29 protein-coding genes are annotated in these 25,711 nt (G+C 35.9%); 14 read left to right on the top strand and 15 right to left on the bottom strand.

From position 1 onward, the window contains the following. The first annotated feature begins 105 nt into the window (after positions 1-105). Positions 106-1,227, top strand: a complete 1,122-nt coding sequence (locus ACN4EE_RS10650) for an AI-2E family transporter (RefSeq protein WP_431706426.1) — start codon at positions 106-108, stop codon at positions 1,225-1,227. Positions 1,228-1,340: 113 nt separating this feature from the next. Here ACN4EE_RS10650 and ACN4EE_RS10645 read toward each other — a convergent pair whose 3' ends face one another. The 3 genes from ACN4EE_RS10645 to ACN4EE_RS10635 all read right to left on the bottom strand — a co-directional run bounded on the left by ACN4EE_RS10645 (position 1,341) and on the right by ACN4EE_RS10635 (position 3,287). After that, positions 1,341-2,009 (bottom strand): Uma2 family endonuclease, encoded by a 669-nt coding sequence (locus tag ACN4EE_RS10645; RefSeq protein WP_431706425.1) that lies wholly within the window; start codon positions 2,007-2,009, stop codon positions 1,341-1,343. Between the two features lie 98 nt (positions 2,010-2,107). Then, positions 2,108-2,482 (bottom strand): coiled-coil domain-containing protein, encoded by a 375-nt coding sequence (locus tag ACN4EE_RS10640; RefSeq protein ID WP_431706424.1) that lies wholly within the window; start codon positions 2,480-2,482, stop codon positions 2,108-2,110. Positions 2,483-2,675: 193 nt separating this feature from the next. After that, the gene (locus ACN4EE_RS10635; RefSeq protein WP_431706423.1) at positions 2,676-3,287 is read right to left on the bottom strand and encodes a tetratricopeptide repeat protein; all 612 of its coding nucleotides are present in this window, start codon (positions 3,285-3,287) and stop codon (positions 2,676-2,678) included. A 396-nt stretch (positions 3,288-3,683) separates the two neighbouring features. Here ACN4EE_RS10635 and murC point away from each other — a divergent pair, with 396 nt between their 5' ends. After that, entirely contained in the window at positions 3,684-5,135 is a 1,452-nt protein-coding gene (gene murC, locus ACN4EE_RS10630; protein WP_431706422.1) for a UDP-N-acetylmuramate--L-alanine ligase, read from the top strand. Positions 5,136-5,365: 230 nt separating this feature from the next. After that, positions 5,366-6,268, top strand: a complete 903-nt coding sequence (murB, locus tag ACN4EE_RS10625; RefSeq protein ID WP_431706421.1) for a UDP-N-acetylmuramate dehydrogenase — start codon at positions 5,366-5,368, stop codon at positions 6,266-6,268. 68 nt (positions 6,269-6,336) lie between these two features. On the opposite strand, the gene ACN4EE_RS10620 is transcribed toward murB, so the two are convergent. Further along, positions 6,337-7,233 carry an AEC family transporter gene (locus ACN4EE_RS10620; RefSeq protein ID WP_431706420.1) on the bottom strand — a complete coding sequence of 299 codons (897 nt, stop codon included), beginning with the start codon at positions 7,231-7,233 and terminating at the stop codon, positions 6,337-6,339. A gap of 187 nt (positions 7,234-7,420) precedes the next feature. Here ACN4EE_RS10620 and ACN4EE_RS10615 point away from each other — a divergent pair, with 187 nt between their 5' ends. The 6 genes from ACN4EE_RS10615 to gyrB all read left to right on the top strand — a co-directional run bounded on the left by ACN4EE_RS10615 (position 7,421) and on the right by gyrB (position 11,067). Then, a complete protein-coding gene (locus ACN4EE_RS10615) occupies positions 7,421-7,618 on the top strand; it encodes a hypothetical protein (RefSeq protein WP_431706419.1) in 198 nt (65 codons plus the stop codon). Positions 7,619-7,748: 130 nt separating this feature from the next. Next, complete coding sequence (locus ACN4EE_RS10610) at positions 7,749-7,973, top strand: type II toxin-antitoxin system HicB family antitoxin (RefSeq protein WP_431706418.1); 225 nt, start codon at positions 7,749-7,751, stop codon at positions 7,971-7,973. Further along, positions 7,973-8,116 (top strand): type II toxin-antitoxin system HicA family toxin, encoded by a 144-nt coding sequence (locus ACN4EE_RS10605; protein ID WP_431706417.1) that lies wholly within the window; start codon positions 7,973-7,975, stop codon positions 8,114-8,116. Before ACN4EE_RS10610 ends, ACN4EE_RS10605 begins: the two co-directional genes overlap by 1 nt. A 115-nt stretch (positions 8,117-8,231) precedes the next feature. Next, a complete protein-coding gene (locus tag ACN4EE_RS10600; RefSeq protein WP_431706416.1) occupies positions 8,232-8,459 on the top strand; it encodes a DUF433 domain-containing protein in 228 nt (75 codons plus the stop codon). A gap of 3 nt (positions 8,460-8,462) precedes the next feature. After that, positions 8,463-8,816: a DUF5615 family PIN-like protein gene (locus ACN4EE_RS10595; protein WP_431706415.1), complete on the top strand. Its 354-nt coding sequence runs from the start codon at positions 8,463-8,465 to the stop codon at positions 8,814-8,816. Positions 8,817-9,129: 313 nt separating this feature from the next. Continuing rightward, positions 9,130-11,067 carry a DNA topoisomerase (ATP-hydrolyzing) subunit B gene (gyrB, locus tag ACN4EE_RS10590; protein ID WP_431706414.1) on the top strand — a complete coding sequence of 646 codons (1,938 nt, stop codon included), beginning with the start codon at positions 9,130-9,132 and terminating at the stop codon, positions 11,065-11,067. A 37-nt stretch (positions 11,068-11,104) separates the two neighbouring features. Here gyrB and cofH read toward each other — a convergent pair whose 3' ends face one another. Continuing rightward, positions 11,105-12,202 carry a 7,8-didemethyl-8-hydroxy-5-deazariboflavin synthase subunit CofH gene (gene cofH, locus ACN4EE_RS10585; RefSeq protein ID WP_431706413.1) on the bottom strand — a complete coding sequence of 366 codons (1,098 nt, stop codon included), beginning with the start codon at positions 12,200-12,202 and terminating at the stop codon, positions 11,105-11,107. Positions 12,203-12,463: 261 nt separating this feature from the next. Between cofH and ACN4EE_RS10580 the strand changes: the two genes are divergently transcribed. Beyond that, positions 12,464-13,240 (top strand): ABC transporter ATP-binding protein, encoded by a 777-nt coding sequence (locus ACN4EE_RS10580; protein ID WP_431706412.1) that lies wholly within the window; start codon positions 12,464-12,466, stop codon positions 13,238-13,240. 139 nt (positions 13,241-13,379) lie between these two features. Further along, positions 13,380-14,651 carry an MlaD family protein gene (locus ACN4EE_RS10575; RefSeq protein ID WP_431706411.1) on the top strand — a complete coding sequence of 424 codons (1,272 nt, stop codon included), beginning with the start codon at positions 13,380-13,382 and terminating at the stop codon, positions 14,649-14,651. Between the two features lie 69 nt (positions 14,652-14,720). Here the strand turns inward: ACN4EE_RS10575 and rpiA are convergent, their stop codons facing one another. Both rpiA and ACN4EE_RS10565 read right to left on the bottom strand, forming a co-directional pair. Then, entirely contained in the window at positions 14,721-15,425 is a 705-nt protein-coding gene (gene rpiA / locus ACN4EE_RS10570) for a ribose-5-phosphate isomerase RpiA (RefSeq protein WP_431706410.1), read from the bottom strand. A 149-nt stretch (positions 15,426-15,574) separates the two neighbouring features. Then, positions 15,575-15,898 carry an ArsR/SmtB family transcription factor gene (locus ACN4EE_RS10565; RefSeq protein ID WP_431706409.1) on the bottom strand — a complete coding sequence of 108 codons (324 nt, stop codon included), beginning with the start codon at positions 15,896-15,898 and terminating at the stop codon, positions 15,575-15,577. A 153-nt stretch (positions 15,899-16,051) separates the two neighbouring features. Between ACN4EE_RS10565 and ACN4EE_RS10560 the strand changes: the two genes are divergently transcribed. Continuing rightward, positions 16,052-17,410, top strand: a complete 1,359-nt coding sequence (locus tag ACN4EE_RS10560) for an MFS transporter (protein WP_431706408.1) — start codon at positions 16,052-16,054, stop codon at positions 17,408-17,410. A gap of 419 nt (positions 17,411-17,829) precedes the next feature. Here ACN4EE_RS10560 and ACN4EE_RS10555 read toward each other — a convergent pair whose 3' ends face one another. The 7 genes from ACN4EE_RS10555 to ACN4EE_RS10525 all read right to left on the bottom strand — a co-directional run bounded on the left by ACN4EE_RS10555 (position 17,830) and on the right by ACN4EE_RS10525 (position 23,703). Continuing rightward, positions 17,830-19,008, bottom strand: coding sequence for a homocysteine biosynthesis protein (locus ACN4EE_RS10555; RefSeq protein ID WP_431706427.1), 1,179 nt, complete (start codon positions 19,006-19,008; stop codon positions 17,830-17,832). Between the two features lie 34 nt (positions 19,009-19,042). Next, positions 19,043-19,864: an ATP-dependent sacrificial sulfur transferase LarE gene (gene larE / locus ACN4EE_RS10550; RefSeq protein ID WP_431706407.1), complete on the bottom strand. Its 822-nt coding sequence runs from the start codon at positions 19,862-19,864 to the stop codon at positions 19,043-19,045. 210 nt (positions 19,865-20,074) lie between these two features. Next, entirely contained in the window at positions 20,075-22,057 is a 1,983-nt protein-coding gene (locus ACN4EE_RS10545; protein ID WP_431706406.1) for a transglycosylase domain-containing protein, read from the bottom strand. Between the two features lie 173 nt (positions 22,058-22,230). Further along, on the bottom strand, positions 22,231-22,971 hold the full coding sequence (locus tag ACN4EE_RS10540; protein ID WP_431706405.1) for a DevA family ABC transporter ATP-binding protein: 741 nt from the start codon (positions 22,969-22,971) through the stop codon (positions 22,231-22,233). Between the two features lie 116 nt (positions 22,972-23,087). Next, positions 23,088-23,261, bottom strand: coding sequence for a hypothetical protein (locus tag ACN4EE_RS10535; RefSeq protein WP_431706404.1), 174 nt, complete (start codon positions 23,259-23,261; stop codon positions 23,088-23,090). Next, the gene (locus tag ACN4EE_RS10530; RefSeq protein ID WP_431706403.1) at positions 23,249-23,476 is read right to left on the bottom strand and encodes a type II toxin-antitoxin system VapC family toxin; all 228 of its coding nucleotides are present in this window, start codon (positions 23,474-23,476) and stop codon (positions 23,249-23,251) included. The genes ACN4EE_RS10535 and ACN4EE_RS10530 overlap by 13 nt, the downstream gene beginning before the upstream one ends. After that, positions 23,473-23,703 (bottom strand): hypothetical protein, encoded by a 231-nt coding sequence (locus tag ACN4EE_RS10525; protein ID WP_431706402.1) that lies wholly within the window; start codon positions 23,701-23,703, stop codon positions 23,473-23,475. Before ACN4EE_RS10525 ends, ACN4EE_RS10530 begins: the two co-directional genes overlap by 4 nt. 167 nt (positions 23,704-23,870) lie before the next feature. Between ACN4EE_RS10525 and tumA the strand changes: the two genes are divergently transcribed. Further along, positions 23,871-24,104, top strand: a complete 234-nt coding sequence (gene tumA / locus ACN4EE_RS10520; protein WP_431706401.1) for an antitoxin TumA — start codon at positions 23,871-23,873, stop codon at positions 24,102-24,104. Beyond that, positions 24,091-24,480, top strand: a complete 390-nt coding sequence (tumE, locus tag ACN4EE_RS10515) for a toxin TumE (protein WP_431706400.1) — start codon at positions 24,091-24,093, stop codon at positions 24,478-24,480. Before tumA ends, tumE begins: the two co-directional genes overlap by 14 nt. A gap of 18 nt (positions 24,481-24,498) precedes the next feature. On the opposite strand, the gene devC is transcribed toward tumE, so the two are convergent. Continuing rightward, entirely contained in the window at positions 24,499-25,650 is a 1,152-nt protein-coding gene (gene devC / locus ACN4EE_RS10510) for an ABC transporter permease DevC (protein WP_431706399.1), read from the bottom strand. Positions 25,651-25,711 lie beyond the last annotated feature (61 nt).

Raw genomic sequence — 25,711 nt, 5'->3', positions numbered from 1 at the left:
TCTTCCCCCTCTTCCCCCTCTTCCCCCTCTTATCTTCATCATTTTATATCGAACTCAGGTGATACCTACCCCCTCAAAATACTTTTTCATCATCCCTAGCTATACATGAACGAATTAAAACGATCGATCTCCATTTCTGTGGGTACTATTGCATTAGTAAGCGTCACTATCTTGCTAATAATTTTGCTATGGCAACTTAGAAGTTTGTTGGTAATTTTGATGATTTCTTCGGTGTTAGCGGCAACTTTAGCCCCCATAGTCGATATAGGGGAAAAAATGCGGATTCCTCGATGGTTAGGGGTGATATTAGCCTATTTATTAATTTTGCTGATAATTACCGAAGCAGGATTAATTATCGGACCAACTGTAATTACTCAAATTCAAAGATTATTACAAAAATTACCTACTTATTTAGACATCATCACAACTTTAGCCCAATCTTTAATCATTCGTTTTGGTATTACCGAACCAAAAGCCTTAAACTTAATTGATCAATGGTTAGATTTACAAGGCTTAACGGCATGGGCTGTAAAATGGAGTCAAAAATTGATTGTAAGTTCTTTAGGTGTTACTAAAGGTATTGTGGGAGGAGTGTTAAACGTCCTTCTCTCCATCATCTTTTCAGGGTATATGTTAGCAGGTTCAACTAAATTAATCAAAGATTTTGTGAGCCTTTTTCCTTCCCCTTGGGATGCTCGTTTAGAAGCTCAATTCCCTATCGTGAGCGATCGAATGGGAAAATATATACAGGGTAGGATTCTTGTTTCCTTGATTTTAGGAGTAGCCATTACCATCGGCTTAAAATTTATCGGTATCACGGAATTTGCTTTGGGATTAGGCGTTATTGCAGGTTTTACCAACTTAATTCCCTTTTTTGGACCCGTTTTAGGCTCAATTCCCGCCTTGATAGTTGCGATCGCATCAGGAGGCTGGACGTTTTGGTGGGTATTACTGCTTTTTGTCATCATTCAAAATGTAGAAACCTATGTACTCGATCCTCTTTTAGTGGGTTCAAGTGTTAAAATACAACCCCTATACCAACTATTAGCAGTATTAGGAGGAGTGCAAGTATTAGGCATTCTTGGGGCATTAATCGCCCCCCCTTGGGTGGCAGGTGCAGGAGTTGTCTTAGAAAATTTATACTTAAAACCCAAACAAATAAATGAGAAGTTAGACATATGTACCAAAAATCAAGGGGTTGAGATTCCTTCGCTACTCTCGGAATGACAGAATATCATTTCATTAGAGGTGCGTAAATCCCATGAATTGAGAATTATTAGTTATTTTTTCTATTTTCGTCATTGCGAGGCACGAAGCAATCCCTTCTTTTCAGATAAAATCTAGTTGTTAAGATTAAGTTTTTGCACAAACGCCGAATGTCTATCTGAGTTTAAGTGCTTTTGTAAAATCGATAAAACTTTCGCTAAATCATACTCCAAAAGAGAATCGACGGCTAAAACCAATGCGGGGAAAACCTGACTTTCAATTAATCCCTCAGAATCAGGCTCAAAGGTAAGATACTTTCCTTCATGGAGATAAAACCAATCTATTTTACGGCTATATACCTGCCAAACAATATATTCCTTCACTCCGTGACGACGATAAACCTGTAGCTTATCATGTAAGTCATAAGAAGCCGTTGAACCTGCGATTTCCACAATTAATTCTGGTGCGCCTTCGATATAATCATCTTTGCTAACTCTCGATTGCCCACCTTTTTTGATTCTCAGCAAAGCATCGGGTTGAGGTTGATTGTCTAAGTCTAATCTGATAGTCGCATTATCTGCTAACTCTACTCCGAAAGTATTTGCCATATAAAAGCCTAACCAAGTAATAATTAAGCTATGGGGTAAACCATGTCCTTCGTATCTTAACGCTGCAGCCATATAAACAACTCCATTGATTAATTCTGTTTTGATGTTTTCAGGGATTGTATGGGAGAGTTTTTCAAACTCAATACTGTTAAGACGATCGCCATTTTCGATAGTTAGTGTGATATTAGTATTCATGGCTTAAAAATAATCTTGGTTGTTCAACTTTGAATATGATAAATTTTTAATGATTTGAAGTGTTAAAAAGTAGTTATATTTCAAGCTACTTTGAATTTTTAGAGATTAGGAAAAAATACCACTTTGCTAAGGATAGCTAAGATACCACCTGTTAAAACTCCAAAAATACCTAAAAACCCTATGGTTAAGGTATTAAGACGGTTGTTTATAGATGTTTCTAGCTTGTCAATTTTGCCGTTCAGTTTATCTTCTAATCCGTCAATTTTGCCGTTCAGTTTATCTTCTAATAAGTCAATTTTGCTGTTTAGTTTGTCGTCTAATGCGTCAATTTTACTATCTAGTTTATCTTCTAATACGTTAATTTTACTATCTAGTTTATCTTCTAATACGTTAATTTTACTATCTAACTTATCTATTTTTACGTCTAGCTTATTGAGTATGTCAACTAAACTAACTTCAACGGTTTGTGTCATGATAAAATGTCCTTAAGTTTTATGTAAATTAGAAGTTACACACTTGCCGCAAAAATCAAAGGATTGAGATTCCTTCGCTACTCTCGGAATGACAGAATATCGTTAGAGGTGCGTAATTCCTATAAATTATTCAGAGTAGTCGATGGCTACTCTTTTTAGTTTTATTTTAACTTACCTTTCCAAACGTGAATGTTTAAACTCTAATTTGTTGATGCACACAAGCAAGATACCACATATAATCATCAATTTTGTAGGAGATAGCTTTATCCATATAAAACCAAGATTTACTCTTTTCTCTTTGGGCTTCATAATATAAACCGATATAAAGATTTAGATAAAACATCTCTCTTATATCCTTGGTATTGGCATTATTAATGATGGTTTGTATGGTTGCTTTACCTGCAAAAAGTCGGTATATTGAGGTCATAAACGATCGAGCGTCGGGTTTCACGGGTAATAAACTATTTCTTGCTGACTGTGCATCCTCTAACTGGGCGATCGAAAGGTAATACCAAATAGTTTCTTCTATATCTAAAGAATTAATACTTAAATCCACTTCAAACTGCCGTGCGGCTTTAGCGTATTTTTGCAAATAATAATAGGTGATACCCCTCTGCCAAAGATAAGGAGTCAATTGAGGGTTTAACTCCTCTGCCTTATTAAAATCCCGTAAAGATTCTTCTAATCGAATTAACTTAAAATAAATCATACCTCGATAAATATACATTCGAGGATCAAAAGGATAAGTTTTTAATCTTTGATTACATTTGGTTAAATCTGACTCTAAAACATTTGTATCAATCATACTAAGCTAGTTTGCATTTAAGTTTACTGATAGAGGTAGGCAAAAGGCAAAAGGCAACAGGTAAACGATGAATTCATGGGCAAGGGGTTTAAACCCCTTGTTAATAAAAACTGTAAGTTAAATGCGTCTTAGTTTATTGATTAACTTTTTTACAGTGTCTATATATGTTATATTAAGCCTTTATTTTTTAAGGGGAAAACAAAACCAGAAATATGTAAATCAGATATAAACAAAAAAAATTTAATGGTGAAAAAATATTAATGAGATTTTTAAACAAATTTACTATAGTTCGATCGAAAATAAAAACAACAATGCTGGTATGATTTACAAAAATCAGTATATCATTAAAACTAAATTATAGTTACTACTTATTTTGGTGTGCAGGAGAATATAACTATGAAAGAAATAGATTTGCAGGGTAAACCTTTTCATTTTATTGGCATCGGAGGCATTGGAATGTCTGCTTTAGCCTATATTTTAGCCAAAAGAGATTTACCCGTTTCAGGTTCGGATATTCGTACAAGTCATATAACGGAAAGATTAGAAAGGGTAGGGGCAACTATTTTTACCTCCCAAACCGCAGAAAATTTTGAGCAATTAAACAAAAATAGGTATTTAAAAAACAACCTTCCTGATGCGAACTTAAGTAGTAACTATGTTCCTCAAATCGTTTGTTCTACCGCCATTAATAACAGTAATTGTGAATATAAAAGTGCCATTGAAAAAGGCTATCCTATCTATCACCGCTCGGATTTATTAGCCGCTTTAATTAAAGATTACAACAGTATAGCAGTAGCGGGAACGCACGGCAAAACTACTACCAGCAGTTTAATTGCTTATATGCTTTTACAATGTGGTTTAGACCCTACCGTTATTATAGGGGGAGAAGTAAGTGCATGGAAAGGAAATGCTCGTTTAGGTACAAGTTCCTATTTAGTGGCGGAAGCCGATGAATCCGATGGTTCTTTGGTCAAACATCATCCCCAATTTGGTATTATTACTAATATAGAATTAGATCATCCTGATCATTATCAATCTTTAGAGCAATTAGTTCATATTTTTCAAGAATTTTCGGCACAAACTGAAACTATCATCGCTTGTGTGGATTGTCCTGTCGTGGCAAAATATATTAAGGCAGATGTGACTTATAGTCTAAAAGACGATTCTTCAGCAAACTATATCGCCAAAAATATTGTTCATCATCCCTTCGGTAGTGAAGCCCAAATCTGGGAAAATGGTCATTTATTAGGTACAATTTCTCTTTTATTGTCTGGAAATCATAACGTTAGTAATGCTTTAGCCTCTATTGCTTTAGGACGTAAATTAGGACTAGAATTTGATGACATTGCCCAAGCCTTAAGTACTTTTGAAGGAGCAAAAAGAAGATTTGAGAACAAAGGTACTTATAAAGGAGGCACATTAATTGACGATTATGCTCACCATCCTAGCGAAATTCGTTGTACCTTACAAGGGGCTCGATCGAGATTACCTCAATACCAAGCAAAAAGATTAGTCGCCATCTTTCAACCTCACCGTTATAGTCGCACTGCTACTTTTTTAGAAGAATTTGCCCAATGTTTTACCGAAGCCGACATCGTGATTCTTACGGATGTTTATAGTGCAGGAGAAACCAATAATCAAGGGGTTACGGGAGAAACTTTAGTAACTAAGATGAAAGAATATCACGATCGAGTTTACTATCATCCGAACCTATCTACTATGACAGAATTTTTAGCCGACTTTTTACAACCCGACGACTTAACCTTATTTTTAGGTGCAGGAAATCTTAATCAAATTATTCCTCAATTAGTAAAACTAAATACCGTTAATCTACCTCAAGTAGCCTAAACGGGAATGAGGAATGAGTAATGAGTAATGAGTAATGAGGAATGAGGAATGAGTAATGAATAATATTAACTCCTTAAACAATTTAGAGTTCAATTTATTGAACGTGATTTTGTTAGATGTGTAATTTATTACACGGCGTGTTATTGATTAACACCTTTAATTCTTCATTCTTCATTTTTCATTCTTCAATTCTTCCTTATCATTTATAATCATTTATATAAATTATCACTATGAAAAGCATCTGTTTACCCGGCACCGAATGCCACATTCATCACTCTGTCGCTTTATCTAATTACACTTCCTACCGAGTGGGCGGTAACGCACAATGGTATGTTGAGCCTAAATCTTGGGATGAGATTCAAGCGGTATTTGAATGGATAGAAAAACAACAAATTCCCTTTACTTGCATGGGAGGAGGCTCAAATTTACTCGTCAGTGACAAAGGAGTAGAAGGATTAGTCTTAAATACCAAGTATCTTAAAGAGTGTGAGGTTAACGAAGAAAATAATACCATCACAGTCGGTGCCGGATACCCCTTGCCAAAACTGGCATGGAAAGCCGCTAAACGTGGTTGGCAAGGCTTAGATTGGGCGGTAGGCATCCCCGGCACTATTGGCGGTGCGGTGGTAATGAATGCTGGGGCGCATAAAGGCTCAATGTCTGATATTTTAATTAATGCTGTGGTAGTTTACGGAGACGGTAGTATGGAAATTCTCTCTAAAGATGATTTAGAGTATAACTATCGATCGTCGAGATTACAAAAAGAAAAAGCCTTAGTGTTAAAAGCGACTTTAGCCTTAACCCCCGATGTGGATAGGGAAACAATGCTAGAGATTACCACCCAAAATTTCCGCATGAGAAAAAGTACCCAACCTTACGATAAGCCTAGTTGTGGTAGTGTGTTTCGCAATCCTTATCCCCAAGCGGCAGGATGGTTAATTGAAAATATTGGCTTAAAAGGTTATCAAATTGGAGGCGCTCAAGTTGCCCATCGCCACGCAAATTTTATCATCAACTCAGGAAATGCTACCGCTAGGGATATTTTTACCTTAATTAACCATGTACAAGAACAAGTACAAGAAAAATGCTCAATTTTGTTACATCCTGAAGTTAAATTATTAGGACAATTTTAACGTAAAACAGGCATCTTGCCTGTATTTTTTAAGTTAATTTTTAAAAGCTAATTGCGGTTGTAAGTTATTCAGGTAACATCAGTGACTAACCAAATAATGAAAGGTAAAGTGGCAAAACTAGCTAATGTAGAAATAATAATTGTTCTTGCCACCATGACGGCATTGCCTCCAAATTCCTTTACCATTACTACCGCATTAACTGCCGTTGGCATGGCGGTTTGTAAAGTTAATACTTTTAAATCTAATCCTTCTAAACCAACTAATATCCCTATACCATAAGCTATTATCGGTGCGATCGCAAGTCGTCCGATCGTAGCATAAAACTCAGTCATCCCAAACTCAAATTTCGTTTTACTTAACTGCATTCCCAAAATAATTAACGCAATGGGAATAGAAGAAATACCTAACCACTCCACACTTTTACCAAGATTAAAAGGTAATGTTATATCTGTCAGATGTAGAATAATACCGATAATCATAGACCAAATTAAGGGTAATTGCCACATAGATTTTAGGGTAATGATTAAGCTATCACCCTTTAACATCACGGGTAAGAGTCCAAATAAAACCATACTAGAAAAAATCATATAAATTACGGCTCTTTCTAAGCCTTCGTTACCCAAAGAAAAAGCAATGATAGATAATCCCATATTCCCATTATTAGGACATAAACTAATGGCGAATAATGCTTTATCATCGTCAGTGGATAATTTTAGGCATCGACTAATAATTAAGACTGCACCATAGATAATTGAGGTCGTTAAAATATATCCTAATAGTAATCTCAAGGCGGCTTCTGTGGAGATGGTAGTGCGATAAAAGCTATCAATAACTAAAGCTGGAGCGAGGATATAAACACTAATCTGAGATAATGTTGATTGATCTAATTTTAGAATTTTGTTTGCCACATAACCCATGAGAATTATTAAGGCTACGGGTAAAACTGAGGATAAAATTATATTCACAATGATTTATACTTTAAAATTTATTGATACTACGCTTTTTTTTCCTATTGCAATATATTAAGCAATCAACTTGATTCAAGTTTAAATCATTATTCTTTTATCTCGAAAATATTGTTAATTGTTCTCGATCGTGCTAATAATGTTGAAATAAATAATGCCATCAAAAATATTTTAAATACTTATGTACATGACTCCTAAGAGTGGTTTATTACTACTCCTTTCTTCTATAGCTGCGATCGCTTGTGTTGGTTCGATATTTGAGTTAAGCTCAGGTATGCCCCAATTAGGACAAATGAATACCTCAATTATTTTAGCTTTAAGTATTCCCTTAACGATCGTTTGTTTTGTGTTAGCGGTAATGGATGCTAGGGCAAATCTAAAGTAATCTTTATGTGGATATGAAGATAAATTGATATATGCACAATGTGAGTTTAAACAAAAATTCCTTTAATCATTACTTCATTATCTCTTATCCACTCATAAATATCGATTAAATAGGATCAAAAAGTGAGCTTATGAAATATAAATACACGGCTAAATATACAAAAATTCCATCTGGATATATGGGACAAATTATAGAATGCCAAGAAGTCATTACCGAAGGAAAAAATCTAGCAGAATGTCGTTTGATGCTCGAAGATGCTTTAAAGGAAATGATTTTAGCCTATCAACAGTTGGAAAAACCCATTCCCTTAAATGAGAATAACATTATCGAAAGTTTATCCATTGAGGTTGCCTAATGTCGGTAAAAAGAAGAGAAGGAGGCAATCATTCTATTTACACCAATGATGAAATTACTATTCCCGTCAAAAGGCATAACATTTTCGATCGAATTACAGCTAATCAAATTTGCAAACAAGCAGGATTAGATAAAAGATTTTAACTTAAATATATTTTATAAAGTTACCATTAGACAAGGTTCGATTAAGGTAGAAAGTTCGATCGAGATTTTGTCTGATAAAATATAGAAAAATAAACGATTATAGTGATTAAAAGTAATGAATTGGCAAGAAAGAATTGTAATTGATCAAAATATTTGTCATGGAAAAGCCTGTATTAAAGATACACGGATTATGGTGTCTGTTATTTTAGATAATTTAGCAGTTGGTGTTACTATTCCTGAAATTCTTAAAAGTTATCCTTCTTTGTCTCAAGAAGACATCTTCGCAACCCTTGCTTATGGTGCACAATTAGCCCGTGAGCGTGTTATTTTATTAACAGCATAATTCATGAAATTTAAAATAGACGAAAATTTACCCGTAGAATTTGCCGAATTATTACGATCGCAAGGATATAATGCTGAAACTGTTAAAGAAGAAAATCTTTGTGGAAAACCTGATGAAAATATTATTGAAGTTTGTCAACAAGAAAACCGTATTTTAGTTACATTAGATTTAGATTTTGCTGATATTCGGGCTTATCCTCCTCAAAATTACCCCGGCATTATTGTCTTGAGAGCATCCCGTCAAGATAAATTATATTTACTACCTATTTTTGAAAAAATTATCCCATTGTTACAAAAAGAAACTGTTAATCAAACTTTATGGATTGTCGAAAAAAATAAAATAAGAATTAGAAGTTAAATAACCTATCTTTAACCTAATACCTAATACCTAACACCTAACACCTCCCCTCATCAAAATACTTTTTCAGCAAAACTTATTTACACCAATGATGAAATTACTATTCCCGTCAAAAGGCATAACATTTTCGATCGAATTACAGCTAATCAAATTTGCAAACAAGCAGGATTAGATAAAAGATTTTAACTTAAGAATATTTCTTGAGAGATAGTTTAAATCGTGCTAAACTGTTAAGAACGATCGTTCTTGATAAAAAGATCATTTAAGGGCAAAAAAACTAAAATAAAGCCTTAAACAGAGGAATTATACATATATGAGTACAGAAAAACAGACAACAAACTACGGTGCAGAGCAAATTCAAGTCTTAGAAGGCTTAGAACCTGTGAGAAAGCGTCCGGGTATGTACATTGGAACTACAGGACCTAGGGGATTGCATCATCTAGTTTATGAAGTTGTTGATAATTCGATCGATGAGGCTTTAGCTGGTCACTGTAGTCATATTGAAGTAGAACTTAACGCAGATGGTTCAGTCTCCGTCACCGATGATGGTAGAGGTATCCCTACAGATATTCACCCCTCCACCAACAAATCAGCCTTAGAAACCGTAATGACAGTGCTTCACGCAGGGGGAAAATTCGGAGGCGGTGGCTATAAAGTATCAGGAGGTTTACACGGAGTTGGTATTTCCGTAGTTAACGCCCTTTCTGAATGGGTACAAGTAACAGTATGGCGCAAAGGCAATATTCACACCCAACGCTACGAAAGAGGTAATGCCGTCACTGAATTAATCGCAAAACCTGATCCAAATCATGCTACAGGTACATCTATTAGTTTTCTACCCGATAACCAAATTTTCACCGAAACCACAGAATTTGATTATAATACCCTCTCAGGGCGACTCAGAGAATTAGCTTACCTCAACGCAGGAGTAAAAATTACTTTTAGCGATAAACGAGTTATACCAGAACGCATCGAAACCTACTGTTATGAAGGGGGTATCAAAGAATATGTTACCTACATGACAAAAGAAAAAGAGCCTCTGCATCAAGATATTATTTATGTAGAAGGAGAGAAAAACGCTGTACAAGTGGAAGTTGCCTTTCAATGGTGTGTGGATTCCTACAGTGATACTATTTTAGGATTTGCTAATAATATCAGAACCGTGGACGGGGGTACACATTTAGAAGGCTTAAAAACCGTCTTAACCCGTACTGTTAATAGCATTGCTCGTAAACGCAATAAAATCAAAGAAAACGAGCCGAATTTAGGGGGAGAAAACGTTAGAGAAGGTTTAACGGCTGTAATCTCGGTGAAAGTTCCAGAGCCTGAATTTGAAGGACAAACTAAGACAAAATTAGGTAACTCCGAAGTTAGAAGTATTGTGGACTCTTTAGTGGGAGAAGTTTTAAACGATTATTTAGAGCGTAATCCCCAAGTAGCGGATAGTGTCATTGATAAAGCCATTCAAGCCTTTAAAGCCGCCGATGCCGCTAGACGTGCCAGAGAATTAGTGCGCCGTAAATCCGTGTTAGAATCCTCACCCCTACCGGGTAAATTAGCAGATTGTAGCTCTCGTGATCCTTCTGAATCAGAGATATTTCTTGTAGAGGGAGATAGTGCAGGTGGTAGTGCAAAACAAGGGCGCGATCGACGTTTCCAAGCTATTTTGCCTTTGCGTGGTAAAATCCTCAATATCGAAAAAACTGATGATGCAAAAATCTATAAAAATAACGAGATTCAATCCTTAATTACAGCCTTGGGTTTAGGTATTCGAGGGGATGAATTTGATCCTAGTCAACTACGTTATCATCATATTGTAATTATGACTGACGCTGATGTGGATGGCGCACACATCCGTACTCTTTTATTAACATTCTTCTATCGTTATCAAAGACAGTTGGTAGAAGAAGGCTATATTTACATTGCTTGTCCTCCATTATATAAATTAGAAAGAGGCAAAAATCATTATTATTGCTATAGCGATCGAGAATTACAACAAAAGATTGCGGAGTTTCCTGCCAATGCTAACTATAATATTCAACGATTTAAAGGTTTAGGGGAGATGATGCCTCAACAACTTTGGGATACTACCATGAATCCCGAAACCCGTATGATGAAACGGGTAGAAATTGAGGATGCTGCTCAAGCTGATCATATTTTCACCGTATTAATGGGCGATCGAGTTGCACCACGTCGGGAATTTATCGAAACCCATGGACCGAGATTAAACTTAACTCAACTAGACGTATAATTGTAGGGTGGGCATTGCCCACCCATTTGAGCTGAAATTATTTCAAATTTTCCCTCAGAAGATAAAGGGTGTCTCGTTGCTGGTAAGGTCGATCGATCGAAACAATGGCGTTTTTAATGGTATCCTCGTCTAAGCAAGTGCCTCCTTTCGCCCCTGCCATGGTGGTAATATGCTCTTCCATGAGAGTTCCCCCAATATCGTTACATCCCCATTGCAAAGCCTCTAATGCCCCTTTTAAGCCCAATTTTACCCAACTAGGTTGATGATTTGGGATGACATCCCCTAAAAATAAACGGGCAACGGCGGTTAAGATTAAACTCGATCGTAAATCAGGTTGATCTCTGCCGACACGATTTCTTAAGGGTTTTGGGGCTTGTTCTCCCACAAAAGGAAGTAAAATAAATTCTGTAATTCTAGCAGGATAGTTCTTTTCTAAGGCTTTTTCTTGTATCGATCGAACCTTACTTAAATGTAATATTTGTTGCTCTGGAGTTTCAATATGTCCTGATAACATAGTGCTAGTAGTGGGCATTCCTAAACTATGGGCGGTGGAGACGATTTCTAACCAAGTGTCAGAGTTGAGTTTTTCGGGACAAATAATTTTTCTGACGTTATCATCTAAGATTTCAGCCGCAGTACCCGGCATTGAACCCACTCCATGATCTTTAAAGGCTAAAATAACATCAGAGTAGGTTAAACCGTCTTCTCTAGCGATAAATTGCACTTCTTGAGGAGAAAAAGCGTGTAAATGTAATTCAGGAAAATTATTTTTTATCCCTGTTACTAATTTAAGATAATATTGCAAACTGCTACCGTTGATTTTAGCTTGAGGATTTAATCCTCCTTGCATACAAATTTCTGTGGCATTTTTTTCGATCGCACCCTGACACTTAGCCAAAATATCTTCTAAATTAAGCCAAAATGAGCCTTCTTCTTCGGCATCTCGTCTAAAGGCACAAAAGCTACAATGTTGCTCACAAATATTGGTAAAATTGATGTTTCTATTGATAACATAAGTTACGGTTTCTCCTTTTTGTTCTTGACGAGTTCGATCGGCTTTAGTTTTGAGATAAGATATATCTTCATCAGAGTTGGACTTGAGTAAATAAAGAGCATCAGTGGAGGAAATAAACATAAAATCTATTAGGGGAATAAAAAGGAAAAATAAAAGTTGTCATGATGAGGGGATTATTTATCTCAAAATTCTATGGAATTGAATTTTCTTATTTCCCTCGAAGTCATCTTAATATTGCTTTATTATCACTTAATGAGGATGAGATTGCTTTAGATTGCTTCATGGCTCGTAATGACGAGAAAAACATAATACTATAAATTATTTGAAACTAAATTTTTTAGAGATTGCTTCGTGCCTCGCAATGACAAGGAAAAAAGAAAAATGGATGAGCCAATTATTGAATTAAAAGGAGTTTGTAAAGCCTTTGGAAGTAGGGTAATTTTAGATCATGCTGATTTAAAAATTTATCCTAATGATGCTTTAGTTATTGTAGGTCCTAGTGGCACGGGAAAATCGACTATTTTAAGGCTAATTGCTGGTTTAACCGAACCCGATGAGGGGGAAATTTATATCAAAGGAGAAAAAAGACATGGTTTAATCGAAGATCATCAAGATATAATGACTATTAGCATGGTATTTCAACAGGCGGCATTATTTGATTCTTTGACGGTGAGAGAAAATGTCGGTTTTTCTTTATATGAACATTCTGGATTACCCCGTAAACAAATTGCCCAAATTGTCGATCGAACCTTAGAAATGGTAGGTTTATCACCGATTACTGCGAATCTTTATCCTGCGGAATTATCAGGAGGGATGCGTAAAAGAGTTAGTTTTGCCAGAGCAATTATTTTCAATCCTGATAAACCAGAACAACGTCCAGAGGTAATATTATATGATGAACCAACGGCGGGACTCGATCCCATTGCTTCCACAGTGGTAGAAGATTTAGTAGGGCATTTACAAGAGAGTTTTTCGGATTCTAATGCCTATGTCATGGTAAGTCATCAAAATAGTACCATTCGCCGTACGGGAAAAAGATTAGTTTTTTTGTATGAAGGTAAATTTCAATGGGAAGGTGATATAAAAGAGATTGATACAACAGATAATCCTTTGGTTAGGCAATTTTTTAGTGCTAGTACTCAAGGACCAATTAAATAACCTTAGTTTGACACTCATAAAACTGATGAAGATGAGAGGGGGAAGAAGGGGAAGAAGGGGAAGAAGGGGAAGAGATGCAAAAAAAGATATAGGAGTGAGCTAAGATTATTTAGTGTAAATTCTTACGGGAAGGTATGTTATGCGATCGAGATTATTTAGAGAAGGTTCGGTAGGTTTATTTATTTTGGTAGGTTTAGCGGTTTTTGGGGGTATCATCTTTTTTTTGAGAGGGCATAAATTTCAAGATAATAGCTACCAATTAACATTATTTTTTGAAAACGCTGGAGGATTAAGAGAAGGGGGTAGAGTTTTTTTTCGGGGTGTGGGAGTGGGTAGAATTGTCACCATTAAACCTAGTAGCAATGGGGTAGAAGTAATCACGGAAATTAGTGACGGTTTACAGATTCCTTCAGATGTTCGGGTTTCCACCACTCGATCGGGTTTATTAGGAGATGTTAGTGTTAATTTAATTCCTCAAGCTGAATTGACAGAGGAAGCGAAACAAATTAGCCCTTTAAGTGAAGAATGCACAACTCAACAATTAATTCTTTGTAACAGAGAAACCATAAATGGTAAAGCTAGTCCAGACTTAGTAGAGAGTTTAAGCCGTCTAGCCGATCGATTTGACGATGATGATTTATTTGATAGTATCAGTGAAGCTGTAATTAATATGAATAAGGCAGGAGAAAAAGTTGCCAAATTAACCGATCAAATGTCAGAGTTTACTATAACTGCTCAAAAAGATTTAGCTTCCATTTCCGAAGCTGCCAACGAAGTAGGCAATACGGCACAGGCTTTTTCTCGTACCGCCGATTCTTTTTCTCGTACGGCAGAAATTACAGGAGAACAAGTTAAACTTTTAAGTGAAGATTATCGCAGTCTTCCCGCCGAAATTACCACCCTTACCAGTAACCTTAATCAAGTTATCAATGATAATCGATCGAATTTAAGTAGTGCCATCGCCAGTTTTAGTGACACTACCAGAAGTGTGAGTGAATTAGCCAAAAATGCAGATCAATTAATCACTAGGGTTAACAATAACGCCGATGTAGAAAAAATAGCGAAAAATCTCGAAACCAGTACCGAAAACCTAAATAAAATTAGCAATAATCTTCTCGCCCTTTCTGAAGAATTAAACAACCCCACTAATTTAGCTACCTTACAACAAACCCTCGATTCTGCTAGAGTTACCTTCGCTAATACGGCAAAAATTACATCAGAAATCGAAGAATTTACAGGCGATCCCGAATTTCGCAGAAACCTCAAAAATTTAGTCAACGGATTAAGTAATCTTGTTTCCTATACGGAATTTTTGGAAAAACAAGTCGAATTAGCCACTTTATTAGAGAATATTAATCAATATGAGTCACAAATGAAAAAAGGTGAATTAATAGGGAAAATATATAAATAGAGATTGACTCATAGTTTTTTGATGAAGGTAGGGAGAAGGGAAAAGGGAAAAGGGAAAAGGGAAAAGTGCTTAAATTTCTCTAACGGAGGGTTTACCGTCAATAATTTCTCCCACGAGTATCACATCGGCTACCCCTACAAATAAACCGTTTTCTAACACCCCCGGTAAATTATTGATTTTCATTTCCAATTCTGAGGGATTATCAATTCGATCGAACTTAACATCAATAACTAGATTACCTTGATCCGTCACCACAGGACCAGCTTTTCTGATACCCATTCTCAACTCAGGTTTACCTCCTAACTCTGCTAATTGGCGCATAACGGGAGTAACTGCCATAGGGATAACTTCCACAGGTAACAAAAAAGTCGAACCTAACTGATCAACTAATTTACCACTATCCACCACCACAATAAATTGTTCTGCTAAACTATCGACAACTTTTTCTCTCGTATGCGCAGCGCCTCCCCCCTTAATTAAGTTTTTGTGAGGATCAACTTCATCTGCACCATCAATAGCTACATCTATATGATCGATCGCATCGAGGGTAGTTAAAGGAATGCCGTATTTTTTGGCTAATACTTCCGCTTGAAAGGAAGTCGGTACACCCACAATATTAGTTAACTCACCGTTGGCTAGTCTTTCTCCGATATATTGAATGGCATAGGCAGTAGTTGAACCTGTACCCAATCCCACGATCGTGTTAGACTTTACTTTAGAAGCGGCGGCTTTGCCTACTTCTTGTTTCATTACTGTTACTGGATCTGTAGTCATAGTTACTGTTTTTGATAATCAATATTTGACATTATCTGTGATTCTCGATCGATTAACAATAAGAATTAGAAATTAAGAATTAAGACTTCTCCAGAAAAACAAGCAAGATGCCTGTTCTATAGTGATAAAATCATCTTCAATGGAAAAATCTAGTCTGTGCAAATACGACTAGGAATAGAAACGATCGATCGTCTAAACTGAGATAAATATTGTTCTAAAGCCACCATATTAGGAAGATTTAAACTATAGTAAGTCCATTTTCCTTGCTGACGAGTATTAACTAGATTCGCCTCCCGTAAAGTTTTGAGGTGAAAAGATAACTTGGATTGAGGAATATCTAAAATTTCAGTAAGTTCACAGACACATAACTCTCTACTGCTCAATAATTCTAAGACTTCGATTCTCAGACTATCAGATAACGCTTGAAAACCCTTAATATAACTTTCTTTAGTATTAATTTCCGTAAGAACCATAATAATTAATCATATACTCGTTTGTTATGATACTCGATCGTAAGAATTAAGAATTAAAAATTAAGAATTATCTAGTATTTATTACCGCTTATTTACGATAAAGCGATCGAAAAATATCTACAATAGAATATAAAGTTTTGTAACAAGATTGCCGTGAATTTTTTGAAAACCTTGCAAAGTATCGAAAAAACGAAATTAATCAATTTGGGGATACTGTTTTTCTGTGCTTTATTTTTTTGGACAAGTACAACCTCTTTATTACCAGTTTTACCTGCTTATATTCAAGACATGGGTGCTACTGCGAAGCAAGTTGGTTATGTAATGGGATGTTTTGCCATTGGTTTATTATTGTCGAGGGTATGGTTAGGAAAACTAGCGGATGAGGGGTTAACCAAGTTAATTCGAGGTATAGGCATCAGTGCCAAGATAACGAATATTTTAGTAGATATTTGTCGTCAAGTTATCGGAAAATTAGTGGACTATCCTAGTCGAAAAGTTGTTATCGTTATTGGTACTATGGTAGTGACTTTAGCACCTTTGGGCTACTTATTATTAGATACCATTCCAGAATTGATGGTAATTCGAGCTTTTCACGGGGTGAGTATTGCGGCTTTTACTACGGGTTATAGTGCGTTAGTGGTGGATTTGTCTCCCCCGAAACAAAGGGGAGAATTAATAGGTTATATGAGTTTAGCTGTGCCGATTGGTATGGCTTTTGGACCCGCTTTAGGGGGTTTTTTACAGGAAGCTACTAGCTATGAGGTATTATTTGCTATTTCCGCTTTTTGTGGATTTTTAGCGGTGGTTTTAGCCTTACAAATTCGGGAATTTGAGTCTTTCCCTAAGAATTATCCTACTAAACCTGTTTATGAGTTCGATCGAACCCAAGATAGAAGTTTTAAAGAGATTATTTTTCATCCCTCTTTTTTAGTACCAACTATAATTTTATTACTCATTGGTACTTTATTCGGGGCATTGGTGACATTTTTACCCCTTTACTTAAGGGAAATCGAGATTAAGTTTAATGTCGGCTTGTTTTATACTATCTCTGCCATCGCATCTTTTTTAGTAAGATTTATTTCAGGTGGTTCATCGGATAGATATGGTAGAGGTATTTTTATTAGTATGAGCATCCTTTGCTATATGTTATCAATGGTTTTGTTAACCTTTGCCAATAGTAGCAATATGTTATTATTTTCCGCCTTATTGCAAGGTTTGGGGGCAGGGATGTTAGTACCCATTATCCTAGCATTAATATCCGATCGATGTCAGCCAACGGAGAGGGGAAAAGTATTTGCTATTTGTGTCAGTGGTTTTGATGTGGGAGTAGCCTTAGGAGGACCTGTTTTAGGGAGTTTGGTGCTAGACTTTGGTTATCGTTTTCTGTTTGGCATGACAATCATCATGGCGATTTTAGCGTTAATAATCTTCATGGGTTTTTCTAATAAAAACATTGCTAACTCATGGCGTTTTGCTTTAGGTTACACACGGGATTTATATGCACTTAAATAACAGGATTTTTTCATTATCAAAATTTGATCTAGTTGGTATAATTGACATGGAATCTAGCCTTTTTTTATAGTAAGAAAATTGCTATATATTATTATGAGAAACCATGATATTTTTTATATAAATTGAGTTAAATTTATTGGCTCTTCTACAGTAGTTATGATATTTTAGTAGTAAATAATCCTTAAAATCGTTTATATATAATAGGTTTATGATTTTAAAAATGCAGATGTTATAGATTGACAATTTTAATTTAACCTAACACCTGCGACCTGATACCTGACACCTTTTTTTAGACATAATTTATCATACTCAAAGTAGAAGAACCAATTTATTTAACGATCGCTATTAGACGTATAATTCATTACACGTTGAGATAATAACTCCAAAACTATTACCTATTACCTATTACTCATTACCTATCATATTACCCCGTCTTGGGAGACAAAAGTTCGATCGAGGGGTAGAGGAGCAACCGCTTCTGATAAAGTAAAATTACCTTCTTCAATCCATTGTTTGAGAGTTTGTGCAACTTTATTACTCAAATACATACTAGCCACAGAAGCTACTCTTACAGTTTGCCCTTCGATTTTGATTTTACCGTGTTTCAACTGGGCATAGTTAACCAATCCAAAACTAGGGCGCACTCGTCTAGGAATAGAAAAATCCACTACGGGGGCGACAATATCTTCATCCTGCACAGCACAACGCTCAATAATTTTTTCACTCAAGACAGGGAAGGGAATACCAACCCCTAACATTAAGGATGGACCATAATTTTTGAAATAGCAACCCCTTACCCATTCAGGGGACATTTTTTTGGCATCGCCTATCAAGGCTAAAGTCGAAGCGGGCCCTATGGGTGTATCATTGGGCAATCTTTTTTGTAAGGGAAAATGTTGTGTACCCTCCCACACAATCATCCCCTGCGCACCGCCTAAGAATATTTTAGTACCAATACCCACTACTTCTAAATTGGGATCATTTAACAAAGGAGACATAGCACCGATACTACTATAAACAGCGTTACCTAAACGGGGTAACAGTGGCCCTAAATAAGTATATAACTGTCGATCGCCTCCATTCACTCCGACGATGAAATTTTGGTATAAATTACGAGGGTTGTATAAGTAAAACTGATTAATTGTCTCGATCGAGATGGAAGATTCAAAAGAGGCACGGGGATAACAGTCCGTAACTTGTCCAATAGCTTTTACAGTAACGGATTTACCAGCAATAAGATTTTCGATGACATGAGAACCACCTTTTTCGGGGAGGGGCGAATTATCATGATCATGAACGGGATTATAACTGGTGTGGGCGGTAGCACCCAAATACAAGTCCACTGCTCCAAATCCTGCGTAAGCTGGTACTCCATCTAGCCAACATTCCCTAATTTTTATGGGGGGATCAGTATGTCCTAAGTTCAAAATCGCCCCCGATGATTCCATCGGTTCAAATGTACCCGTACAAATTACATCAACTTTTTCATAAGTTTTCTTTATACCTAGTTTTTTTACTTTTGCTTTCAATTCTTCGATCGTGCAGACATTGGCTTTTTTGTCAAGAATTTTCTCGTTAATTTCTTCGATCGTGCGCATAAAATTAGCTAAATTTTGATTAATTAATTCATTATTAGACTCCGACTTCTTGATTGTCAATGACTTGATTAAGTTTGCCACTGCGATAACCTTCCAAGTCGAGGGTAACGTAAGTAAATCCTAATGATTGAAAATGACTAACGATGTCGGGGAGATTATTTTCGACTATAAATTCTTTGATTTGTTCGGGTAATAGTTCTATTCTAGCGGTATCTCGATCGAACCTCACCCTCAGATTACTATAACCCAACTTCCTAAGATAAATTTCTGCTCTACCGACACGGTATAATTTTTCATAGGTAATTTCTTCACCATAGGGAAAACGAGAGGAGAGACAAGGTTGAGAAGGTTTATCCCACCATGACAACCCCAAAAGTTTAGTCATTTCTCTGACTTCTACTTTAGTTATACCAACTTCTGCTAAAGGCGATCGAGCGCCCCTTTCTTTTGCCGCTTGAATACCTGGGCGATAATCTTGTAAATCATCGGCATTGACTCCATCCACTACATAGGGATAATTTCTTTCTAAGGCAATGGGTTTGAGCTTGTCGTGAAGTTCACTTTTACAAAAATAACAACGATTAACGGGATTTGAGGTATAGTTAGGGTTACTCATTTCTTCCGTTTCGATTAACTCATGGTTAATACCAATTATCTTAGCTTGTTCTTGGGCTTCGTCTAATTCTTCGGGTAATAAAGAAGGTGATACTGCTGTAACCGCAACACTTCGATCGCCTAAGACATCATAGGCAACTTTTGCCACCAAAGTGCTATCAATACCGCCTGAATAAGCAATTAAAGCCTTATCCATAGTACGAAAAATATCTTGTAAATCCTGTAATTTTTTTTCAATCATAGAAAATAATAAATAATTAGTGAATAGTGAATAGTAAATAGTGAATAGTGAATAGTGGATAGTTAATTAAGACTTATGCAAAGATAATCCTATTTTGTCATTGCGAGGAAACGAAGCAATCTTATAAATCTTGATTTTTGTCTTAAAAAGTGCTGACTTATTCTTGGTATTTTCTTCCCCCTCTCCCCCCTCTCTCTTTACCATTATCCATTAAGTATTGTCTCTACGGCGACGGCGACGACGGCGATTTTCTTGGGATAACTCCTGATGAGTTTCTTGCACAAGGGTTGTTTTATGATAACTTTCTCTCGGTTTAAGAGGCTCTAATTTAATGGTAGGTTTATCTAAAACTAATCTACCGGGGGGATGTCCAAAATTCTGAATGGGCATTTTATCTGTGGCTTTTAACATGAAATTACGCCACATTTGCGCCGTTATGGCACTACTTCCTCTGGTTTCTCCATTGTTATCATTACCTACCCATATTCCAGTAGCTAATTGAGGAATATAACCAATAAACCATAAATCCCTTGCTTTATCGGATGTGCCTGTTTTTCCTGCTACGGGGCGCCCTATCTGGGCGGGTACTCCTGTACCTGATCGTACAACTCTTTGCAACATCCACGTTGTGATATTAGCACTATTTTTGTCTAAGGCGGTTTGAGATGGAAATTTGGCTTCATAGAGAATTTCTCCTTTGGCATTGACAATGCTTTTAATGCCGTGAACTTGTATATGTTGTCCTTGATTTGCTAAAGTACCATAAGCACTTGTTAATTCTAAAAGGTTGACTTCCGAAGCGCCCAAGGCTAAAGAGTAAGTGGGTAAGAGAGGGGATTGTATGCCCATATTTTGTGCGACTTTGATGACAGGATTCCAACCCACATCAATCAGGTTTTTTACTGCAACCACGTTTAAGGAGGAGGTTAAGGCTTGGGCAATGGAAACATCCCCCCGATAACTTTCACCGTAGTTTTTAGGCTCATATCCATCTACTACATAGGGTGCGTCTAAGTAGCTTTTCTCTGGAGACATTCCTCCAGCAATAGCAGTAGCATATACAAAGGGTTTAAATGTTGAGCCGGGTTGCCGTTGCGCTTGGGTGACTCGGTTAAATTGATTTTTGGCAAAATCCACCCCTCCTACCATTGTACGGATTTCTCCCGATCGAGGATCAATAGTTACCAATGCGCCTTGAGTGAATCTTTGCCATTTTCCATAACGTTTAACAGCATTTTCTACCACTTCTTCGCCTACTTCTTGCCATTGAGGATTAAGGGTGGTATTAATCGTTATTCCTCCTTGTGCTAATATATCTCGACTGACGTATTTGCCCATTTCTTTTTGTATATATTCCACAAAATAAGGAGCTCTGCGAATATGTCTTTTTAAGGGGCTTGATTTTACTTCTAAGGGGGTTTCGATCGCACTTTGGGCTTCTTCGGCGGTAATATAGCCTTGTTGTGCCATGCGATTTAAGACTAGATTTCTACGGGTTTTTGCCTTATCAGGATTTTCGAGGGGAGAATAAAGACTAGGCGCTGGGGTAATTCCTGCAATGGTTGCTATTTCAGGAAGGGTAAGTTCATCTAAGGATTTGCTAAAATAACGATGGGCGGCATCTCCTACTCCATAAGCACCTGAACCAAGATAGACTAAGTTAAGATAGGCTTGTAATATTTCTTCTTTGCTGAGTTGATTATCGATTCTTTGGGCAATTACTGCTTCTTTGAGCTTTCTTTCTATACTACGATCTTGATCTAAATAAACGATTCTCGCTAGTTGTTGAGTAATAGTGCTTCCCCCTTCTCTTACTTCTCCTGATTGAAAGTTAGTCATGGTAGCGCGCGCGATACCTTGTACATCGACTCCGTTATGTTGATAATATCGACTATCTTCAATGGCAATAAAAGCCTGTTGCAGTTTTTCGGGAATCTCCGTAATTTTTTTTCTCTTGTGACTGAGATCACCAAATTGAGCGAGAATGGTGTTATCTTGGGCTTTAATAGTCAGGGTATTGGGTCGATCGTAATTAACCACCTCAGTCACATTAGATGGTAAAATCTTATCAAATTCAAGCCATTGACCGATTAAAAAAGCAAAGAAACCAAAATTAATGGTGAAACCTACCGCAAAACCATGCCAAAATATACGACTATGACGTAATTCCTTAATAGATGCGAAAGTTCCCATTTTTTCCTCGATGGTTGATAAATTTTCCTTGAATAATGGTACTTTATTTTAACTCAATTTGCAGAATAGTAAGAATTAGGAATTAAGAATGGCAAGAGTAATTTTTGAAATAATTTTCTTTTCTAGTCTTCTAGTCTTCTAGTGTTCTAGTCTTCCCCCTCTTATCATCATCATTATAGTTCACTTAGATTAGATATTAGGTGTCCATCTTCTAATTCGATAATTCTTTCGGCTACGTCTAAAATTCGATCGTCATGGGTGACAATGAGAATAGTACAACCTTGATTTTTGGCTAAATTTTCCATAATATCCACCACATCACGCCCTGATTTGCTATCTAATGCCGCCGTAGGCTCGTCTGCTAGTACCATTTTCGGGTGACTGACTAAGGCACGGGCGATGGCTACCCGTTGTTTTTGTCCCCCTGACAGATTTTCGGGATAATAATTAATATGATCTCCTAATCCTACCGCATTTAACATCTCGATCGATCTTAACTTGGCTTCCTTACTTGAGATATGATTATGTAGTTCGATCGACATTTGCACATTTTGTCTTGCCGTGAGAGATTTAAGTAAATTATGGGCTTGGAAAATATAACCAATATTGCACCGTGTTTCGATTAATAATTTATCCTTCCCATTGACTAATTCTTTTCCAAATACCTTTAAACTACCATGACTGCTCGATCGTAATGCACCCATTAAAGTTAATAATGTAGTTTTACCAGAACCTGAAGGTCCTTTCATAATCACTACTTCCCCTTTTTTGAGGGTTAAATTAATGTCAAATAGAATCTGTTTTTTTAATGCACCACTACCAAAATAAAAATCCAAGTTAGTGATTTCTACAACTTTATCATTATCATTAGTATTATTGTTAACTGGATTAGATTCAGAATTGAGTAGTAACATGATAAATTTTCTCTTTATTTATTCAAACTTTGTTGGTTAGATTCGTGACAGTGAAATTAATAAAAAAATGAATTTAAAAACTAGACATTGATAAATAATTCTGTTTTCATAACGTTTCACCATATAGTAGGAACAATAGATGCAGTAATTTTTGTATCACGAGTAATTAAAGGTAAGTTCAAATACAGTGCCGTAGCTGTGATAATTCTATCAGGCATTTCAGGCACTACTTGACGATCGATTTTTGGTAAACTTAAGGCTATGTCTAAATCAATAGCTATAACTGCCAATTACTTGATACTTGATTTAAGGCATTAATCAATCTTGTTAATGCTAATTCAGGTATTCTTCCTTTTTCTGTTAAATAAGTTATCTCGATGATAGTAATACTACTCAAGTAAATTTTAGAAGCAGAATCGATGGTTTTTCGTGCTGTTTCCGAGAGTTTAGGAGATTGTAAAAAATACCAAATAGCTGTATGAGTATCAACTACTACTGCATTCATAGCTCAATCTCCTTACCAAAGTTAGCCCATATTTCTTGTCTAGCTGTAGCTATATCATCTTCGTTAACAGAGAAATTTAAATCCTCCCATAATCCTTTGAAATTCAAGTCGATGATAGGCTGATTTTTTTCTTGATACTTTAGAAATTTCACAAACTCTAATACTGTTTTCTGTTTATCAATACTTAAGTCTTTTAAGTTATCTAACACAGCTTTTTGTATGTTCATAATTATTGTTATTAAACCTCTTGTAAAATAAAAATTAGGATAATTATAATATCAGTATATTTTTGAATTGTTATACTTAGTCCATTATAACTACTGTATAAAGTTCATCACTAATGTATATAATGTAAAATTAAATAACTAATCATTTATTATTTATCTCAAGTATAATGCAAAAACAAACTATTTTATATACATCTAAATTAGATGCTTTAATTGCGGTTGCCAAAAGGTTAAGTATGTATGAGACTGAACAAAACATGGATTCAGAAGAATTTTTCCACCGATATAATCAGGGATTATTGTCTGATGATGTTTTATTTGTAGAATGGGCTAATGATTACCAACATTATCTTGCTTTACATAAAGAATTATCACAAAAATTAAACTATGTTGCCGCCTAAAATTTTAACCGATTATCTAAATCAAATAGAAGAAGTAATTAACCATTTCAGAAATGTTGATATTGAACATTATAAAGAGGAAATTTTAACCACAGAAAGAGCAAATATCAAAATTAGATTAAGATTTAATCATAAATATTTGTTGGAAATAAATGAGGCAATAATAGTTTCTGAAAATAAATTAAAAACTCTCGATTATCGTTATCATTTTCAAGATGAACACAATAGGCTAATTTTTCGTTATGATAGCACCCCCCATTTTCCTAATCTTTCTACTTTTCCTCATCATAAACATTTATCAAATGATGTAATTAGTTGTCAAAAACCCGAAATTACTGAAGTATTAGAAGAAGTAAAAAACATTATTTATTCTTGATATATTAACCTAAGTATATTAAAATATATCCGCAGGATCGGCAGATTTTAATTTACTAACGGCGATCGCACCTGAGAAACAACACATCAACAAAGTAAGCACATAAACAAAGAAAATAAGAGATTTTGTCATGAAAATTGGTAAACCCGTAGCATTAGCGGCACTTTGATAAAGTAGAGTAGAAAAGACTAAACCGGGGATAAAACCAATACAAGCCAAAATAATTGCCTGTTGAAATACTAGCACTAATAAATAATTGTCACTATAACCCATCGCTTTGAGGGTAGCATATTCGGGCAAATGATCCGCTACATCAGTATAAAGGATTTGATACACGATGACAGTACCCACAATTAAACCCATGATAGTACCCAAACCAAAGACAAAACCAACGGGGGTGCTAGTTTCCCAATACTCTCGCTCATAATTAATAAATTCATCCCTCGATAACACTAACACATCCCCCTCATTTAACTTATTTTTCAAGGTAGCAATAACGGCATCACTATTCGTATTGGGTTGCAGATGAATCACCCCTATATCAATTAGTCCTTTTTTTCGATTAGGAAATAACCTTAAAAAGTTTAAATCACTGGTGATAATGTTACCATCTGCGCCAAAAGTCGTACCCAAAGAAAATAACCCACCTACGGTAATTTGACGGTTAGCTAATTCCGTTTTAACTTCTTTGCCTGAGTTAAAAATTTCTGCAACTTGCCCATATTCAGGGCGAGATTGATCATCAAACAGCATAACATCAGGTAACTTAATTCGATCGAAACTCTCATCTAATCCGGGTAAGTCAAAAACGTTATCTTTTGGATTAACCCCTATCACCATAATTTGACGGGTATTTTTTTCGACAGGGTTGCGCCAGTTAGCAAAACCTACATATATAGGGGTAATGGATTCAACTCCTTCCACCGATAATGCTTCGTATAAACGGCGAGAAGAAAAGTTAGTCATACTAATTAAAGCCATAGATTGAGGGCTTAATAAAAATACATCTCCTTCGATGTTTTGGTGCATTCTTACGGCACTATTTAGCAACGCCGTTTTAAAGCCTAACTGCATAAACATCAACAAGTCAGCGAAGCTGATACCTGCTAAAGCAATCAAAAATCTAACTTTTTCACGGGTTAACTGTAACCATGCTAGAGGAATTTTCATTGTCGGAGCTAGTTTGTATCTAAGTTAATTGGTTAAGACAGGGTTGAATATTATTCAACCC

Source organism: Geminocystis sp. CENA526 (genome assembly GCF_050753365.1).
Taxonomy (GTDB): domain Bacteria; phylum Cyanobacteriota; class Cyanobacteriia; order Cyanobacteriales; family Cyanobacteriaceae; genus Geminocystis.
Note: the sequence above shows the minus strand (reverse complement) of the source record. Positions and strands in the feature narration are given on the sequence as shown.